This is a genomic window from Peribacillus sp. NPDC096379, from assembly GCF_044762875.1.
GTDB lineage: Bacteria > Bacillota > Bacilli > Bacillales > DSM-1321 > Peribacillus.
In genome coordinates this window covers 944,682-962,567 of record NZ_JBIWFD010000001.1, presented here as the reverse complement: position 1 = coordinate 962,567, position 17,886 = coordinate 944,682, and the positions used below count along the sequence as shown (strand labels likewise).

The window sequence follows — 17,886 nt, the reverse complement described above, 5'->3', positions numbered from 1 at the left end:
CTTACTCTCCCCCTTGATAAATGTGTTTACTTAAGTACCGCTCACTTGAATCTGGAAAAACAACGACAATATTTGTTCCTGGGACTGCCTTTTTCGCTTCCTGCAATGCCGCAAAAAAAGCGGAGCCAGATGAACTTCCGACAAGCAGACCTTCTTTATAGGCTAGTTCTTTCACCAAACCGAAAGCGTCTTCATCGCATACTGTGTAAATTTCATGAAAATAGCTTTCATCCATATAAGGCGGCAAAAACTCCATGCCAATTCCTTCCGTTTTATGCGGACCAGATTCACCGCCATTCAAGATAGAGCCTTCTGGTTCAACAATTACTGTCTTAACATGCGGATTTTGTTCCTTTAAATAAAGAGCCGTTCCCATGAATGTTCCACCTGTTCCTGCTCCTGCAACGAAGATGTCCGCATGTCCATCAAGCTGTTCCCATATTTCTGGGCCTAGTGTTTTATAGTAAGCAGCTGGATTGGACGGATTGGCAAATTGCTGTGGACAATAGGAATTCGGAATCTCTTTTAGCAGTTCTTGCGCTTTCTTGATCGCTCCAAGCATCCCTTCTTCAGTAGGCGTATTCACAACCTTAGCTCCTAGGGCACGCATCAATTCCTGTTTCTCTGCACTGAACTTTTCCGGCACACAAAAGATGACGTCAATGCCTTTGTTAATTGCGGCTAATGCCAATCCAATCCCCGTGTTTCCCGCCGTTGGTTCAATCAATGTACCACCTGCAACTAATTCGCCGCTCTTTGTGGCGGCATCAAGTAATTCGCGACCAAGACGATCCTTTACACTTCCACCTGGATTAAAAAACTCAAGCTTTGCAAAAATTCGGACACCTTCTGGTAAAGAAAATTGAGTAATTTCCATCATCGGTGTATGACCGATTAATTCATGAATCCCATGGTAGACATTCATTATTTTCTCCCCCTCCTATTTTTTCTTATGTTTTTAGGAGTATTTCAGAATGTGAAGAGTACGTTGAACGAAAGAGTTGTTCATGACCATTCTTTCGTCCAACGAATCTCCACGAATCTAACTTAGTTTTTTTATTTAACTCACTTTCAAACGATCAATCATTTTCATAATCAACTGGCTTGAGTTTAATGCTGCCGTTTCTAGGAATTGATCGAATGAAAGGTTCGATTCTTTTCCAGCAATATCAGAAAGGGAACGGATGATTACAAATGGAGTACCAAATTGGTGAGCGACCTGAGCGATTGCTGCTGCTTCCATTTCTACTGCATAGAGGTTCGTGAACTTTGTGCGAACAAAGTCAACACGAACTGGATCGTTCATGAATGAGTCACCCGTTACGATTAATCCGCTTTTGACTTGGATATCGGTGATTTCTTTGGCAGCAATCTCGGCAATCGCAAACAGCTTTTCATTAGGGATGAACGCTGCTGGCAATTGCGGAACCTGACCGTATTCATAGCCAAAAATCGTTACATCCACGTCATGATGGCGTACTTCAGTTGAAATCACAACGTCCCCGACATTTAATGATGGTTCATACCCGCCTGCAGAACCTGTATTAATAACCGCATCTGGCTTGAATTTTTCTAATAATATAGTTGTTGACATGGCTGCATTTACTTTGCCAATTCCTGATTTTAGTAAAATGACTTCAACGCCGTTTAATGTGCCCGTATTAAATTCACAACCAGCAATCGTCATTTGTTCAAGGTTCTCTATTTTATCTCTTAGAATCGTTACTTCTTCTTCCATTGCTCCGATAATTGCTACTTTCATTCCTGTACCTCTTTCTATAATTTTTCAGCCTCCATAATCCAGACAAACGAGTTGCACTTATCGAATGATACAGTAAAGCCATTTTCTTTTAATATCTCTTCTAAAAACGGGATCGTTGTATAGTATTCAGTGGATAGATCGTTTGCTAAATTATGATACCCAGACGATTTTGCATCAAGTATGGCCTGTTTGTGATGAATATTTGTCAGATACATCGTATCCGCAAACACTATTTTACCACCAGTTTTTAATAATTGGCTATAGATTGCAATAGCTTTCGCCTTCTCATCATCATTTAAATGGTGGAACGCATAGGTACTAACGATTGAATCCACTTGTTCAGGCTTAGGAAATTCAAAAAAATCACCATCTACTATTTCCGTGCGAGCTTGTAATTTTCCCATGGCCTTCTCTCTCATCGCAGGTGAGGGCTCTACAGCTGTCACTGTTAAACCTGCATTCAACAATCTTTCTGTCAAATTACCCGTTCCGATCCCGAATTCGATCGTGTGACCATGTGCTCTGCTTACTACACTATCTAAAATCCGCTCATAGTTCAGAAACACTTCGCGGTATTCTACATCATGACCATCTACAGTATCATCATAGGATTTCGACCATTCTTCAAAAAGCTCGATAAATTCTCTTCCCATTTTTATCACCTTTTTATATTTAATTATTCCTATAAATATACTATGTTTTTGTTTTGAAACTGTTCTTAATCTACCACATCTTCTCCTTTCCTTCAAGTATTAGATTTCCCTGCGAATTAGTCTTTAAACGTGATAAAATAGCCCTATACCCTAAGCAAATGGAGGCATGACCATGAATTTTCAGCTAGATTTAATCCAAGACAAAGTGGAGTTCTTTGAAGCGGACACCATTAGAAACCTCGAAAAGCAAATCCAAACACAAATCGAGATCAACAAAGCCATTCTCCTTGAAGTACAGTCCGTTTCTCACCAAATGCACGTGGAAGAAGGACATCGATTTTACAGTGCTGTCGTGCATTTTAAGATGAAAAAATAATAAACTTTAATAAGTTCTATTTTAAAAAAGGGTCTGCCCTCGCAACTACAAGTAAAATAAGTGTTTATAACACATTACTACTGTAGTGTACGAGGTCAGACCCACTTTTAGGCATCCTCTTTGCTTTTTGTTAAATCACTTTTTTTCCACTTTCACTGGTTTCCAGCCCGAGCCTTCCACCCACTCGATGTTGACGCTGTAAACTTGCTTTGTATCCTTTGCCGAAACGGTTCCAACGGCTTTACCAGGCGCTCCGCCATTTCCCAGCCACAAGACTGTCATATTATCTGTAGAGATACCAGCTCCTTGTGCAACGGCATTTTCCATTTCTGCCCAGTTAGTAGATCCTTTATCGAAATTTGTTACTTCGGCATTGGAAGGTTGCTTAGTTTCCACTGAATCCGGTGAGTCACTCGTTTCGGTATTCTCGTCATTTTCATCTTCAGATTCCAAAATGACTGTTGAATCATCTTGACCATTCTCATCAATTCCCTGCTCTGCATCTGTCTCGTCTTGATTTTCGGCATTCGAATCATCAGTTTCAGACGTAATGTCCTGATCCTCATCCTCCGCTTTGCTAGTCTTAGCATCACTTTTCTCCGTTTGCTTCGGTGTATCTTCTTTAACCGTCGTTGATGCTTGTTTCGTTTCGTCTTTACTAAATAGTATCGATCCTCCGACAATTAGGATTAACACGATTACAACAGTTATGGAAATATTATATATACGATTTGTTTTTCTCTGTTTGTCTTTGGTTGATGAACGTGCACCCGTATGAAAAGGTCCAGAATTTTTTTTCAATGTACTTCCTCCTCATTATTCAATACAAGGTCTATTTTAACACGTTCCCGTATCAGTTTGAAGGGAATACTTTCCCAATCCTTAATTTAGCGGTTCCCCTTCTTTCGAACGATCTTCATGATTGACCGCATAGATCTCTTTTACCATTTCCGCAAAAACAGCTGCCATTCCACTCGTATTTTCCGTTGTATCCAAATTAACCGCTACTAACGCATATTTTGGATTTTCATAGGGAAAGTAGCCTGCAAACCATTTATTCAACTTGCCTTCCTTTATTTTTGTCTGCGCTGTTCCTGATTTCCCAGCAACGGTATAAGGCAAATCTTTCAATAAAGTACCGGTGCCCTTTGGCTCATTCACGACGCCTCTTAATAATTCTTGAAGCTTCATTGCTGTATATGGAGAAATTTTATTTTGATCTATTTCTTTTTCGGGGAAATCAATCGCAGATGTCCCGTTATTGAATTCGACCTTTTGTACCGCCTTCACCATTTGCTTTTCGCCGCCACGGGCAATCGTCGCCATCATGTTGGCGACAGCAAGCGGAGTCACTTGAACATTTAATTGGCCGATCGCTGTTTTGGCGACCATCTTCGGATCGTTCTTCAGTTCATTCTGATCCTTCCAGATGGTTCCTGCTTGCTCGCCATACAGTTGTTTAAAAGCTGAATGATATAAATCACCTTGCCAGCCCGAATACTTTGTGATCGCAAGTTTGTCGGCATATGTTTCAAAGAAGTTCGCATCTTTTTGGGCTATTTCTTGAGACACTTGTGCAAATGCCCGGTTACAGCTCTGCGCAAAGCTGTTCTGAAAGTTCAACATTCCGAGCGGTCTTTGTTTTTCTTCCTTGCCATCAATCGTTTGATTACAGTCAAACATTCGAGTTGGTGGTGCTGTTTCATAATCAATCGCCGCTGCAGCTACAACCGTCTTAAAGACAGAACCAGGTACATGTTGGGTGAACATATTGTTGATAGCTCCTTCTCCATTCGGTTGTTGCATATCTAAAACAGGACGAGAAACACTTGCTAAAATTTCACTTTTCTCAATATCGAGTAAAATAAGCCCGCCTTTTTTAATTTGAAATTCATCCACGATTTTCTCTGCGGTTGCTTGAATTTCTTTATCTAGTGTTGTGATGACTTTTACAGGGTAAAGCGGATTGGCAGGTTCCACATATTTCACGTCAACTCCAAACATTGGCCCCCCATTCGCATCTACATGAAACACAAGCTTGGACTCGCCGCTTGATAAGAGAAACTCATCAAACGTTCGCTGTAACCCTTTGTCACCCACTCTTGTGTCAGGAAAAAGCTCAAGGTCCGGGTATCTTTCTTTTGACAATGAAGAGTACACCACCGTCGAACCAAGCAACTGGCTAGCTTGCATGCTTGCAGAATTGAATTTCTGTTTCACAGCGAATACACCTGGTATTTTTAAGTCATTAATCGCTTTCGACTGATACTCGCTTAATTCAAGTGGCTGCTTACCGCCAAAAGCAAATGGCTTCTTTCCGTTCATAATTTCCGCTCGTAACTGATCTTCTCGAATCCCGAGAATGGATGCAATTTGATCTGCAGGCCACTCCATTTTTTTTAAAAATGGAAATAAGACAAGCACTTGTTTCTCTTCATGAGTTAAAGGCTCTCCATCACGGTCATAAAACTTGCCGCGGCCATCGTCAACGGTTAATACTTGTGATCTCTGCTTCACACTTGCTTCGATTAAGTTCACCTGATGTTTCGAAAACGACTCAGTGTTCCACAACTGAATGTCGACTAATCTCCCTATCAAAACGAGTAACAACGCGATAATGAATGCGCCAAGCCATTTTATTCGTCGTATTTTCATCATCTAACACCTCATCCCTATTTTGGACGAGGTCTCCATTTTTCAAACAATTATACATGCATTTATTCACGAATTCATGATACAGTAGTCACAGAAGATTTCACAGGAGGCACATGAATGAGAAAATTGATATTGGCCGATGCGGTTAAGCTGAAAAGTGTCCTATCAAAGCGCATTCAGGAATTAGACACAGAAATGGACCTACTTGCATTTGTCGAAATTGAAAAAGGATCAGAGATACCAAGTCAGGTACGCAATCTCGTAGCAGTGGAACAAGAGCTCAAAGAGGTTCGCAGTGATTTTCGCTTACTTGATAAGCTCATGTACAAAGCGAACTATGAAAATGAAGTTTCCTTCGGAGAACAATCTTTAACGATTGTAGAAGCGATAGAGCTCGCCACCCAGCTACGGGCACAGGCACGTAAATACAAACAATACGGCACCTCTGTTAAAGAAGAGATGATTCATTCCTATAGTGAAGCCATCACTTTAGTCAGGGTTGCAACATTCGATCCGGAAGTTTATCGGGTAAAGGGTATTGAAACAGAAAGACAAGCAAATCGACTTTCGAATCTAATTAACGCGAAGAACTATCAAGTAGAACTTGATTTTGATAGCGATAAATATTTTTAAGCCTTGAATTGAGTGTTCAAAAAGGAGGATAAAAAGAGCCGAGAAGTTCGAGGAGCGCATCTCGTGAGGACCGGACTTGCACAGGATGTGCTGACTTCTGTGTTGCGCACAGGACGTGCGCGGTTTTAACAGAAGTTCATTAATGAGCTTTGATGCAATTCGACAGCTATGTTTACCGGACTTTTTGAACATCCCCTTGAAGTGGTGAGACTCCGCTTCAAGGTGCAGAAGGAACCTCTTAATTTGTGGTGGCATATGTCACGTGGAAAATGGCTAAACCAATGACCTATTCCCCGTTCCATCTTTACCGTTAACCAATCACCACCTATTGCAATGGATCTTAGAATCTTAGTTTTATATCCTTCTCCTTCTGTATTCCCCCAGGCCATATATTGGACTGGGGGATTTTAAATTAGCGGATATATCCAGGGAGTGACGCATATATTCACCCGTAGTTAACGGATCCGATTCCCAAATTCCAAGCAAAAAGGGGCAAACCCCGCTACTGAATAGTATACGAGATCTGACCCTTTTTAAAGCGGTTATGCAATTATTTAACACTAATGATTTTCACAGATATGTCGCCGCCTGGCGTGTTAACGGTTACGGTTTCACCAAATTTTTTACCAATTAAGCTTTTGGCGATCGGCGAATCATTTGAGATTTTACCTTCAAACGGATCTGCTTCGGCACTTCCTACGATCGAATACGTTTCTTCATCACCATCTGGAAGTTCAACGAATGTTACCGTTTTACCTAAACCAACAGTATCTGAATTTGTACTATCTTCAACGATGATTTTCGCATTGCGAATCATATTTTCAAGCGTGGTAATTTTCCCTTCAACAAATGCTTGTTCTTCTTTCGCAGAATCGTACTCTGAGTTCTCAGAAAGGTCACCGAAGCTACGGGCGATTTTAATTCTTTCGACCACTTCTTTACGCTTTACCGCTTTTAAATATTCAAGTTCTTGCTCTAATTTCTCTTTACCTTCTTTTGTCATTGGAAATACTTTTTCAACTGCCAAAACCTTCACTCCTTCAAAATTCTTCACGATGCTAAAAGCATGGTGACCGTTTATGTAGTATCTAGTGATCTACACTTTTCTAGCTGTAACGCTCGGCTGGCGAAAATAAAATATAAAAACAAGCAACAAATACATAAGCGCGCGTCCTTTTATAAAAAGGGCGCGCTTTGTACGTATTTTATTTTCCATCTAATTTTGCCAGTGTATAAATGTTTAGACTTTGTTTCGTATCTAATTTAGAGAAAGTCTAAACCGTGTAAGAAATAATTGCTTCTTATCTTTATCTATGTCATGTTATTACAAAAATGACTTTTGTTCAAGGATTGTTTGTATTTTTGTTACCATTAAATCGATTGCGACATAATTATGGCCACCTTCAGGAATGATAATATCCGCATATCGCTTTGTTGGCTCAATGAATTGATTGTGCATCGGACGGACCACATTAATATATTGATCCATCACTGAATCCAATGAACGGCCTCGCTCTTTGATGTCGCGGGACATTCTGCGAAGAATTCGTAAATCAGCATCCGTATCCACAAATAGCTTCATATCCATTAAATTTCGTAAGCGCTCATCTTCAAGAATCAGAATGCCCTCCAAAATAATCACATCTTTTGGCTCAACATGAATGATTTCTTCAGAGCGAGTATGAATATTGTAATCATATACTGGTTTCTCGATCGATTCATACCCCAAAAGCTTGTGTATATGCTCAATTAGCAAATCATTATCAAATGCAAGCGGATGGTCATAATTCGTTTTTAACCGTTCTTCAAGAGGGAGATTCGTTTGATCCTTATAATAATAATCTTGTTCTAGCATTAAGATGGAATGTCCTTTGAAACTTTCATAAATCGCGCGTGTTACGCTCGTTTTTCCTGATCCTGAGCCGCCGGCTACTCCGATTACAACTGGTTTCTTTTCCATGTCCGTTAGTTCCCCTCTCGCATCATGTTGTTGGCAAATCAGGTTCATCCTCATTTCTTCGGACAATTTTTTAGAAGTTGATTGCTAGCACCTACGTTCATTTCTTTACCGCCTCACACGGTTGTGGGAAATTCTAAGGTGCGCCCCCCTTAGCCCTCCTGTTCAAAAGAATAAGGCTACTCATCATTTCCATTCCTGTATATGCTTTATCATCTGAGAACTAACCCGGCGAACTAAAGAAAGCTCGTCTTTTCGCTATGTTTCCCGAACAATCGCTGCTTATACGTTTTGAATACTTCCTATTTTCGTATTAAGGTCCGTATATTATCCCGAGTTCACCGAGCCATTCTTATTTATTGTCAAAGAGTCATTTATCCAAACTAAACTTGAATATGTCGTCTTATACTTGTCGGTATGACAAGAAGTTCTGATTTCTTTATTTTCGTTGACCCCTATGCTTACTAATGGCGACACCATCACCAATTGGCAAAATGACTGTATCGTAATCAGGGTGATTGTGGAGCCAAACGTTATACTCTTTGATTTTCCGTACTAAACTGCGAATGCGCCTTGGCTCAATTTCTTCTTCCGGCACTGCCACTAAACCTTTAAACAACACATTGTCTGTCACAATAATGCCTGAATCATTCAAGAAAGGCTCATATAGCTCGAAGAATTTTCTGTACTGCCCTTTTGCCGCATCAATAAAAATCGCATCGAAAGTACCATAGTCTTTAATCGATTCTGTCACTTCAAGTGCATCGCCTTCGATTAGAATCACCCGATCTTGTGCGCAAGCTTTACTAATGTTTTCTTTAGCCACACCAATTCGTTCTTCATCACGTTCAATTGTGACAATTTTCACATTTGGGAATGCTTCAGCCATTCGCAGCGCCGAATATCCAATTGCTGCACCCACTTCCAAAATGGCTTGCGGGTTTTTTAGCCTTAAGATTTGTAGCAATGTTTCCATACCTTCCGGCTCCATAATCGGCACATTATGTAACCTTGCATACTCTTCCATCTCCGCTATCAAACCATTACGCTCTGGGATTAGCGATTGAAGATATTCATCTATGCTCATGTTTTTTCCTCCTACGAAAAGCGCAAACACCTTGTTACGAAAGAAGGTGTCATGCGCTACCACTTACATTCATTAAAGAGTTTAGCACTATAGAAAAGCACAAGCACCATGCTCAATTAGCTAAAATAGAGGGAGTTGACTATATGCACGAAACAGCAAAACACCTCTAGAAACTTATACTTCTTATTTCTCAAGAAAAACCCGGCACTTAGCCGAGTCCATACGTTTATGAACAAAATTTCTCTTGCCTAAAATTGCACTTTGACTATTTTACCACAAAAAGAGGGAGAATGTGAATATATCTCTCCCAATTGATGTGGCATTATTTTTTATTTGTAATATATTTGGCTTTATTTTGATTATGTTGATCCAAAGTCTTTGCAAAAACTACTTCTCCTGTGCTCGTTGCCAAGAAATACAAATAATCGGATGTTGCTGGATTTAAAGCAGCTTCAATCGACATTGTCCCCGCATTGGCGATTGGTCCAGGTGTTAAGCCCTTATTTTTATACGTATTATAAGGGGAGTTTACTTCTAAATCTTTGTAAAGGACCTTGTCTTGATGCTGACCTTTTGCATATAAGACAGTTGGGTCTGTCTGCAGCGGCATATCAATTTTCATTCTGTTAAAGAAAACAGAAGAAATCATATCACGATCAACCTTTGCTGTCGCTTCTTCCTCGATTAAGGACGCAAGAGTTAACATCGTATGATTTGTAAAATGCTGCTCATCCAACTCATCTTTGTATTGAGCAAGAACTTCTTCCGTCTTTTTCAACATTTCTGTGACAATACTCTCCAGACTCGGCTTTTCTTCATAAAAATCATAAGTAGCTGGGAATAAGTACCCTTCGAGCGGGTATCGTACATTTTTGCCGTAAATTTCATCCGTTAGCAAGTCTGGATACTTTGCTTGCATTTGATTAATAAAAGCTTTATTATTCATCTGTTTGAATACATCGTCAGGATTCTTGTCGATTTTTTCAGCAATGATATTGGCAATTTGTACAAGCTGCTTGCCTTCTGGAATCGTTATTTTCAATTGCGCATCCATCACCACTTTACCCGTTTTCAAACTTTTTATGATTTCCGGTAAAGACATGGAAGGCGCGAGCTTATAGTTTCCAGCTTGAAAACCAGATTCATTTTTAAATTTAATATAATATTTAAATATTTTTGCGTTCTTGATAATTCCTTGTTCTGCAAGAATTGTCGATATGTTACCAACAGAAGAACCAATCGGAACTTCTACCTCTTGTATCTTTTGATTATCTGGGTCAGCAGGTTTTAGGGCAGATTGCACATACAAATAGCCACCGATGCCAACACAAGCTGCTACTACCACAATAACCAACATAACAATCATAATAATTTTTCTCACGATTCTCGCCTCACCTTGCTGCTCGAGCATTCTCTCTCGAATATACTGTATCTTTGTTTTATTCTTCTGATCCACTTATGTTCCCCCTCTAAGCAAACTGCTTATAACGGTATTTGCAGTCTTTCTCTGTCTGTAATGCTACACTCCGACTTATTATACTAAAATTCGCTAATAAATACAGAATTATATTGTAAAATATTATATATGGCATTAAAACGTCACCATTTACCATGAAGGATTCATCCTGTAGCACCGCTATACTCGCCTAATCACAATGGTGGCGATGCGGAGCTGAATTTTGGAGTATCTTCTTCATAAAGGAAGTAAATCAACATGGTAGATTGGCTATATTAGTGAATCGCGAAGCCCCGCCCCATATCCATAAAAAAAGAGGCTATCCCATAATAACGGGACAACCTCTTTTAGATAGATAAGCGATCAATTAGATCAGTCTTCGTCGCCTTCTTCATCAAGGAATGCAGAAAGCATTTCTTCGATTACATCCCACTCTTCTTCTGTTTCAACTGGGGATAGTTCACCGTCTTTATTGTCTTCACTTGGTACGAAAGAAGACGCATGAATTTCTATTTCTTCATCTTCGTCGTCTTCAGCTGAGATTGGGTAGTAAAGGACATATGATTTGTTAAATTGCTCAGAATCAAATGTGAATAATACCTCGCAAAGCTGTTCGTTTCCGTTTTCATCTACAATTGTAATGTTATTTTCACCATGTTCCATTTGTATGCACCTCTTTATAAATTTGTTTGTCTGTCTAAAAAGCCTTGAAGAATCATGACGGCAGCCATTTTGTCAATGACCTGCTTCCGTTTACTTCTGCTCACATCAGCTTCAAGTAAAACGCGTTCTGCAGCCATTGTGGATAGCCGTTCATCCCAAAGGTGAGTTGGCAGCTTGAACTTATCTTCGAGGCGCTTTTCGAATGCTTGACTCGCTTCGCCTCTCGGTCCGATCGTTCCGTTCATGTTTTTTGGAAATCCAATAACAATTGCAGAAACCTCGTACTCTTCAATAAGTTGTCCAAGTCGTTTTAAGCCAAAGTCCTTTTGGGCTTCATTAATCTTAATCGTTTCTATTCCTTGTGCGGTCCAACCCATTGCGTCGCTGATCGCAACACCAAGGGTTTTCGAACCTAAATCAAGCCCCATTGTACGCATTAACGACCCTCACGATGTTGTTTTAAATATGATTTTACCAATTCCTCAATAATCTCGTCACGCTCAAGCTTCCGAATGATATTCCTCGCATCCTGATGGCGCGGGATATAGGCTGGGTCACCGGAAAGCAGGTAACCGACGATTTGGTTAATTGGATTATAGCCTTTTTCCTGAAGTGCACCGTAGACTTGGAATAATACCTCTTGCACATCTCTCTCAAAGGGCTCTTCCGGAAAGTTGAATTTCATGGTTTTATCAAACGAACTCATGTCCTGCACCTCTTTTCAACATTCCATATTTCCGAACGGGTTTCCATGGATACATACATTGTACACTAGTCAGATTTATAATGAAACGGATTTTACCCATTCTTCCACAAAACTTAGCGCTTCATTCAATTTTGCCGGATTTTTTCCACCAGCTTGTGCCATATCTGGACGACCGCCGCCGCCGCCGCCGCAAATGCCCGCTACTTCTTTCAGCAATTTACCAGCATGATAGCCTTGATCAATATAGTCCTTCGTGACCGCAGCAATCAAGTTGACCTTATCTCCTTGTGCTGAACCTAACACGATAATAACGGATTCTAGCTTCTGTTTCAATTCATCTGCCATTGTCCGAAGATTATTCATATCTGTCGCTTGCACATTTGCCGTAAGAATTTTAATGCCATTTACTTCTTTCACTTGTGAAACAAGATTTCCTGCTTCAATATTGCCAAGTTTAGTCGCTAAGCTCTCGTTTTCACGTTGTAGCTCTTTCACTTCAATTAAAACAGATTCGATTCGAGCTGGAACTTCTTTTAGATTCGTTTTTAATTTGGCAGCCGCTTCTTTTAAGACACCAATTTGATCAGCCATTAGTTTATAGGCACCCGCTCCAGTGACTGCTTCGATACGACGAGTTCCTGCACCAATTCCACTTTCAGAGACAATTTTGAACAAGCCGATAACAGCCGTGTTCGGAACATGGCACCCTCCGCAAAGCTCTAGGCTATAATCGCCAACTTGAACGACACGAACGATTTTACCGTATTTCTCGCCGAACAATGCCATTGCGCCCATCTCTTTTGCTTCTTCAATGTTTTTGTAGTCAATATTTACAGCGATACTTTTCCAAATCTTCTCATTTACGATTGCCTCAATTTGCTCAAGCTCTTCTGCTGTGATTTGCCCAAAATGAGAGAAGTCAAAACGCAGACGGTCTGGTTCCACAAGGGACCCTGCTTGGTTTACATGAGTTCCTAACACATCTTTTAACGCTTGATGCAATAGGTGGGTCGCTGTATGATTTTTAATAATTTGGCTACGATTATCAGCATCCACAACTGTAATCACATTTGCATCTTGTGTTAATGTTCCAGCTTCAACCGTCACTCTGTGCAGATTTTGACCATTTGGTGCTTTTTGAACGTCTAACACATTCAATTTTACGTCTTCGTTAACGATAATCCCTTTATCTGCAATTTGTCCGCCGCTTTCAGCATAGAAGCTCGTTTGGCTCAAAATGACTTGAACTTCTTCCCCTTCATGCGCTTCGGCTATAAGGTCGCCATCTTTAACGATTGCAAGCACTTGTCCTTCTGTTTCTTGCTCATCATAGCCGACAAATTTACTCTCTACTTTAATGTCGCCAAGCGCTCCACCTTGGATCTGCATCGAATCGACATCTTGACGTGCAGAGCGTGCACGTTTTCGCTGAGCTTCCATTTCTGTATCAAAGCCAGCTTGGTCAACCGTCATCCCCTGTTCTTCTGCATATTCTTCCGTTAATTCAACCGGGAAGCCATATGTATCATAAAGACGGAATACGTCAGCCCCTGGGATAATTGCGCTGCCAGAATTCTTCGCTTTTTCAATCACATCAGCAAGAATTGATAAGCCATCATGCAATGTCTCATGGAAACGTTCTTCTTCGTTTTTCACAACTTTCGCAATGAATTCCGCTTTATCTGTCACTTCCGGGTAAAAATCATACATAACCTCACCGACAACAGGAACAAGCTCGAACATAAATGGTCGATTAATATTAATTTGTTTCGCATAACGTACAGCACGACGTAGCAAGCGACGCAATACATATCCACGTCCCTCATTTGAAGGAAGTGCTCCGTCACCGACAGCAAATGCTACAGTACGAATATGGTCGGCAATGACTTTAAATGCAACATCTTTTTCTACATCAGTACGATATTTCACGTCAGAAATTTCTTCAACCGCACGGATAATTGGCATGAACAAATCTGTATCATAGTTCGTTGGCACGTCTTGGACAACGGAAGCCATCCGTTCAAGGCCCATTCCGGTATCAATATTTTTCTTTGGTAGTGGTGTGTAGCTACCATCAGGATTGTGGTTGAATTGGGAGAACACTAAGTTCCACACCTCAAGATGGCGTTCGTTTTCGCCGCCTGGATAAAGTTCAGGATCATTCGGGTCATCACCATATTCAGGTCCGCGATCATAGAAAATCTCTGTATTCGGGCCGCTTGGACCTTCGCCGATATCCCAGAAATTTTCTTTAAGACGGATAATGCGCTCAGCTGGAATACCAATTTTTTTATTCCAAAGCTCAAACGCCTCTTCATCTTCAGGATGGATCGTCACAGCTAATTTTTCCGGATCAAAACCAATCCATTTCTCATCCGTCAAAAATTCCCATGCCCATGTGATCGCTTCTTCCTTGAAATATTCGCCAATTGAGAAGTTCCCAAGCATTTCAAAAAACGTATGGTGACGTGCCGTTTTTCCGACGTTTTCAATATCATTCGTCCGAATCGCTTTTTGTGCATTCGTAATCCGTGGATTTTCTGGAATCACACGACCATCAAAATATTTTTTCAACGTAGCTACACCTGAATTAATCCAAAGCAATGTTGGATCTTCATGTGGCACAAGTGATGCACTAGGTTCAACGGAATGGCCTTTTTCTTTAAAGAAATCTAAATACAATTGACGGATTTGCGCGCCTGTTAAGTTCTTCATGCTATTTCCTCCTTATTTTTAAAAAGCGTCTTATCAGGTCTGACCTAAGCACTCTAAATCAGTATTTCGTGTATACGTATTTAATTGTTGTGAGATCTGCCCCTTAGCTTAGACACCCTAAATATTAGTTATTTCGTACTACGTAAACACCTTGTTTCACCCTTTTTTGGACACAAAAAAAACCCTAATCCCTGACAGGGACGAGAGTTTGCTCGCGGTACCACCCTGATTATGAGTGCAAATACGCCACTCATCACCTCAATCAACGCCTTAACGCGGCATACGGCAGGAATTAACTGCACTCCGGACTAGCTTTCCACTGTTCTTCATTCTGGCGTCCCTTTCAGCCATGGGGACTGCCTCTCTTTAAGAAGGGCTACAGCGTACTTGTTCCTTCAACGAGTTCTCGTGTAAAAATAAAGCATATGTATTGGATTATATTCACAAGATTTTCATTTGTCAATGGATACCTACCGATACCACCATTTTTAATCGGTGGATGGGTTATTTTTAAAATGTATCCGTGCATGAATGACAAATACTTTTACGACAGCAAGAATAGGAACCGCAATGATTAACCCAATCACACCTCCTACTTCACCACCAACCAATAGCGCAAACATAATAAAGATCGGGTGCATATGCAAGCTTTTTCCAATAATAAGCGGTGAAAGGATATTTCCTTCTAAAAATTGTAGCACCAAGACAATGACAACGACGATCATAATCATTTTTACAGAAATAGAAGCTGCAATCAATGCCGCCGGAATCGCACCGAAAATCGGACCGAAATACGGAATAATATTCGTAATCCCAATAAGCGCACCTAGAAGCAATGGGTATTTCATCCCGACAATCCAAAACAGCAGTGAAGAAATACCACCGATTGCCGCACACACGATGATTTGTCCGCGAATATAGCCACCTAGCGAAACGTCGATATCTTTTAAAAAAGCAATCCCTTGGTTGCGCCATTTTCGCGGTGTTAAATATCGTGTCATTTTTTTCAATGCATCATAATCTTTTACAATATAAAAAGCAATAAACGGGATTAGAGCAATTAATAACACAAAATCAAATAGCTTCATCGAATAGCTCATGATTGTATCCATCAACGATTCCGATTTACCCTCAATCTTGAGGATAGTAGCATCTAATCGCTCATGAATGCCAAAGGGCCAATCCTCCGTCTTACGACCAATCCAGTCTGTCCAATCCCGATATTGCTCCGCTGCTTGTGGCGCATTCTCAGATAACTCTCTGATTTGTTCGGTCATGATCGGAATTCCTTTGTACACAGCAAAACCAAACCCACCAAAGAACAATAAATAGATAATGGCAACGGAAAGCCCTCGCTTCATCCCCTTTTTATGCAAAAGCTCCACTACTGGGTGCAAGAGATAACTAATAAACGCCGCAATTAAAAAGGGAATAAGCACCTTCATCCCAACGCCTACAATCGGTGCCCACATCGGCTTGAGCTTCATAAAAATATATAAGACAATAAATAATAGCAACAGAAATCCCAGTCGATAAAACCACTTCATTCGAATGTTCATACACCTCACCTCACGACTAGTAGTGTTCGTGTTTGAGGAGTAAAATATGTATATTTGATTTTGGGTTTACCACATAACCTGTTTATTTAAAACAGGTTAGCCAAAAAATAAAATTCACCAGATGTACTTTATATATATTCCCTTTATTTTGTTGCTTCATATAGTTCTATACCGCTTAATGGCACGCTACCATTTTCAACGAATACTGCCTTCGCTCCAGATCCTTTTGCGAAAATCCCACCATTAACAGTAAGGTGATTTATTTCGCCTTGTACGTGAAGACTTCGAACGTTAGACCCATTTGTAACAATTCTTCCACCAATTTCAACTTTATCGATTTTTCCGCCTTCTTTGACACTTAACCCATCGGCAGATAGTTGCGTGATGACTCCCTTTACTAAGGATTCTCCTTCTCTTCCAAACGTTTCAATATCTTCATGGACGATTAACGATCCTAAAGGTCGACTGACTTGAATCCCTACTGAAGCATTTGCATGTGTAATAATCCGTTTAAATTCTGCATGCTTTAAATTTCCATCATACAAATTAAATCCCCGAGCACCAACCCCACGAGTCTCAATATCACTAAGAACACGAAGCGTCCCGATTTCGTTAAAGTTGACAAAACCAATCCCACTTGGTCCATGAGACGTTATTCGGTCTTCTGCCACCCATTCTTTCACGATTCCCCAGTTATCTAACACCATATCATTGACACCATATGTCGTCACTGGACCGCGATTTACAACCTTTTTCACATGAGCACTGTATACGACAAAAACACCACCTGTAATAAGATCGGGCGTACCTTGTTTAATTCCACCATTTGAGTGTATCTCACCTGTTTCCAGTATATCCACTTCGAGCCTTCCACCTACATCACCAGCCCCACTAATAAATATGCCACTTCCTTGTACCGGTTTTTTGTCACTACCAGCTTTCAGACCTAAAAGATGAGCGGAGATGGTCACGTTTGAGTCAGTTTGTTGATTCCATAATGTGAAGGCTCCCTGCAAGACATACACACCAAACCCATTGGGTCGCTCCTGCCGATCTCTCGTATCTGCTTCGATTACTTCCACATTCTGAGCAACGACATGCCCAGATCGTACAGATCCAGTAGCAATAAGTTGAATTTGCCCAATTGTTTTTACATTCCTTAGTTCCAAAGTTCCGAGTGATTCTACATCCGAACGGTTTAGTATTGCCCGACGGCTAGGTTCAACAATACAAGTTATTCCATCAATACTATTATCCCGACTTACCTCAATACCGTCTACGCCTCCTTTAAATTCAATAAGCGAATCGGCTTCACCAACTAATTGTTGTCCTGGTGACAAATGTATGGAAGGGCTCTCCTTTATCCTTCCTTTTACTCGAATCACTTCAATCGCTTGATTGTCCACTGCATTTACAAGTTCCCCTACTGTTGAAACTGTAAGTTCTTTCATTCTTTTCACCCTTTTTATGTTTTTCTATACAACTTTTTAGCTAAATGTTCTTTACATTATCCCCAATATCCGCCCATTTACTTCTAAATCAAAAAAACACACAGTTAAAAAACTGTGTGTTTGATCCAACGGGGCTTTCCTATTAAAGCATCGATTTTAATTTTTTTCGCATCTTTTTCGTGTATTTTTTCATCATACCGGTACTGTTACCAA

Annotated in this window: 17 protein-coding genes; 2 read left to right on the top strand and 15 right to left on the bottom strand. The window is 40.5% G+C overall.

Annotated features, from left to right (window positions below; translation table 11 throughout):
- Position 1 precedes the first annotated feature (1 nt).
- The 3 genes from ACIQZI_RS04525 to ACIQZI_RS04515 all read right to left on the bottom strand — a co-directional run bounded on the left by ACIQZI_RS04525 (position 2) and on the right by ACIQZI_RS04515 (position 2,415).
- Positions 2-925 carry a PLP-dependent cysteine synthase family protein gene (locus tag ACIQZI_RS04525; protein ID WP_403069908.1) on the bottom strand — a complete coding sequence of 308 codons (924 nt, stop codon included), beginning with the start codon at positions 923-925 and terminating at the stop codon, positions 2-4.
- Between the two features lie 135 nt (positions 926-1,060).
- The gene (gene mtnN / locus ACIQZI_RS04520; protein ID WP_403069905.1) at positions 1,061-1,762 is read right to left on the bottom strand and encodes a 5'-methylthioadenosine/S-adenosylhomocysteine nucleosidase; all 702 of its coding nucleotides are present in this window, start codon (positions 1,760-1,762) and stop codon (positions 1,061-1,063) included.
- A 14-nt stretch (positions 1,763-1,776) separates the two neighbouring features.
- Entirely contained in the window at positions 1,777-2,415 is a 639-nt protein-coding gene (locus ACIQZI_RS04515) for a class I SAM-dependent DNA methyltransferase (protein WP_062177772.1), read from the bottom strand.
- Positions 2,416-2,587: 172 nt separating this feature from the next.
- Here ACIQZI_RS04515 and ACIQZI_RS04510 point away from each other — a divergent pair, with 172 nt between their 5' ends.
- Positions 2,588-2,791: a DUF2536 family protein gene (locus ACIQZI_RS04510; protein ID WP_062177770.1), complete on the top strand. Its 204-nt coding sequence runs from the start codon at positions 2,588-2,590 to the stop codon at positions 2,789-2,791.
- Positions 2,792-2,926: 135 nt separating this feature from the next.
- On the opposite strand, the gene ACIQZI_RS04505 is transcribed toward ACIQZI_RS04510, so the two are convergent.
- Entirely contained in the window at positions 2,927-3,592 is a 666-nt protein-coding gene (locus ACIQZI_RS04505) for a YrrS family protein (protein ID WP_403069900.1), read from the bottom strand.
- An 81-nt stretch (positions 3,593-3,673) separates the two neighbouring features.
- Positions 3,674-5,449: a peptidoglycan D,D-transpeptidase FtsI family protein gene (locus ACIQZI_RS04500; protein ID WP_403069897.1), complete on the bottom strand. Its 1,776-nt coding sequence runs from the start codon at positions 5,447-5,449 to the stop codon at positions 3,674-3,676.
- Between the two features lie 114 nt (positions 5,450-5,563).
- Here ACIQZI_RS04500 and ACIQZI_RS04495 point away from each other — a divergent pair, with 114 nt between their 5' ends.
- Complete coding sequence (locus tag ACIQZI_RS04495) at positions 5,564-6,079, top strand: hypothetical protein (protein ID WP_403069894.1); 516 nt, start codon at positions 5,564-5,566, stop codon at positions 6,077-6,079.
- Between the two features lie 550 nt (positions 6,080-6,629).
- Here ACIQZI_RS04495 and greA read toward each other — a convergent pair.
- From greA to ACIQZI_RS04445, 10 genes are all read right to left on the bottom strand, one after another.
- Positions 6,630-7,106, bottom strand: a complete 477-nt coding sequence (gene greA / locus ACIQZI_RS04490; protein ID WP_049682241.1) for a transcription elongation factor GreA — start codon at positions 7,104-7,106, stop codon at positions 6,630-6,632.
- 297 nt (positions 7,107-7,403) lie between these two features.
- A complete protein-coding gene (gene udk / locus ACIQZI_RS04485; RefSeq protein ID WP_062177755.1) occupies positions 7,404-8,039 on the bottom strand; it encodes a uridine kinase in 636 nt (211 codons plus the stop codon).
- A gap of 436 nt (positions 8,040-8,475) precedes the next feature.
- Complete coding sequence (locus ACIQZI_RS04480) at positions 8,476-9,123, bottom strand: O-methyltransferase (protein WP_062177752.1); 648 nt, start codon at positions 9,121-9,123, stop codon at positions 8,476-8,478.
- A gap of 322 nt (positions 9,124-9,445) precedes the next feature.
- Positions 9,446-10,579: an endolytic transglycosylase MltG gene (gene mltG / locus ACIQZI_RS04475; RefSeq protein ID WP_403069889.1), complete on the bottom strand. Its 1,134-nt coding sequence runs from the start codon at positions 10,577-10,579 to the stop codon at positions 9,446-9,448.
- A 372-nt stretch (positions 10,580-10,951) separates the two neighbouring features.
- Positions 10,952-11,242 (bottom strand): DUF1292 domain-containing protein, encoded by a 291-nt coding sequence (locus tag ACIQZI_RS04470; RefSeq protein WP_062177750.1) that lies wholly within the window; start codon positions 11,240-11,242, stop codon positions 10,952-10,954.
- A gap of 14 nt (positions 11,243-11,256) precedes the next feature.
- The gene (gene ruvX, locus ACIQZI_RS04465) at positions 11,257-11,679 is read right to left on the bottom strand and encodes a Holliday junction resolvase RuvX (protein WP_062177747.1); all 423 of its coding nucleotides are present in this window, start codon (positions 11,677-11,679) and stop codon (positions 11,257-11,259) included.
- Positions 11,679-11,948, bottom strand: a complete 270-nt coding sequence (locus ACIQZI_RS04460; protein WP_028391906.1) for an IreB family regulatory phosphoprotein — start codon at positions 11,946-11,948, stop codon at positions 11,679-11,681. The genes ruvX and ACIQZI_RS04460 overlap by 1 nt, the downstream gene beginning before the upstream one ends.
- A gap of 75 nt (positions 11,949-12,023) precedes the next feature.
- Positions 12,024-14,663, bottom strand: a complete 2,640-nt coding sequence (alaS, locus tag ACIQZI_RS04455) for an alanine--tRNA ligase (RefSeq protein ID WP_403069884.1) — start codon at positions 14,661-14,663, stop codon at positions 12,024-12,026.
- A gap of 488 nt (positions 14,664-15,151) precedes the next feature.
- The gene (locus tag ACIQZI_RS04450; protein WP_403069881.1) at positions 15,152-16,222 is read right to left on the bottom strand and encodes an AI-2E family transporter; all 1,071 of its coding nucleotides are present in this window, start codon (positions 16,220-16,222) and stop codon (positions 15,152-15,154) included.
- 143 nt (positions 16,223-16,365) lie between these two features.
- Complete coding sequence (locus ACIQZI_RS04445; RefSeq protein WP_403069878.1) at positions 16,366-17,673, bottom strand: hypothetical protein; 1,308 nt, start codon at positions 17,671-17,673, stop codon at positions 16,366-16,368.
- Positions 17,674-17,886 lie beyond the last annotated feature (213 nt).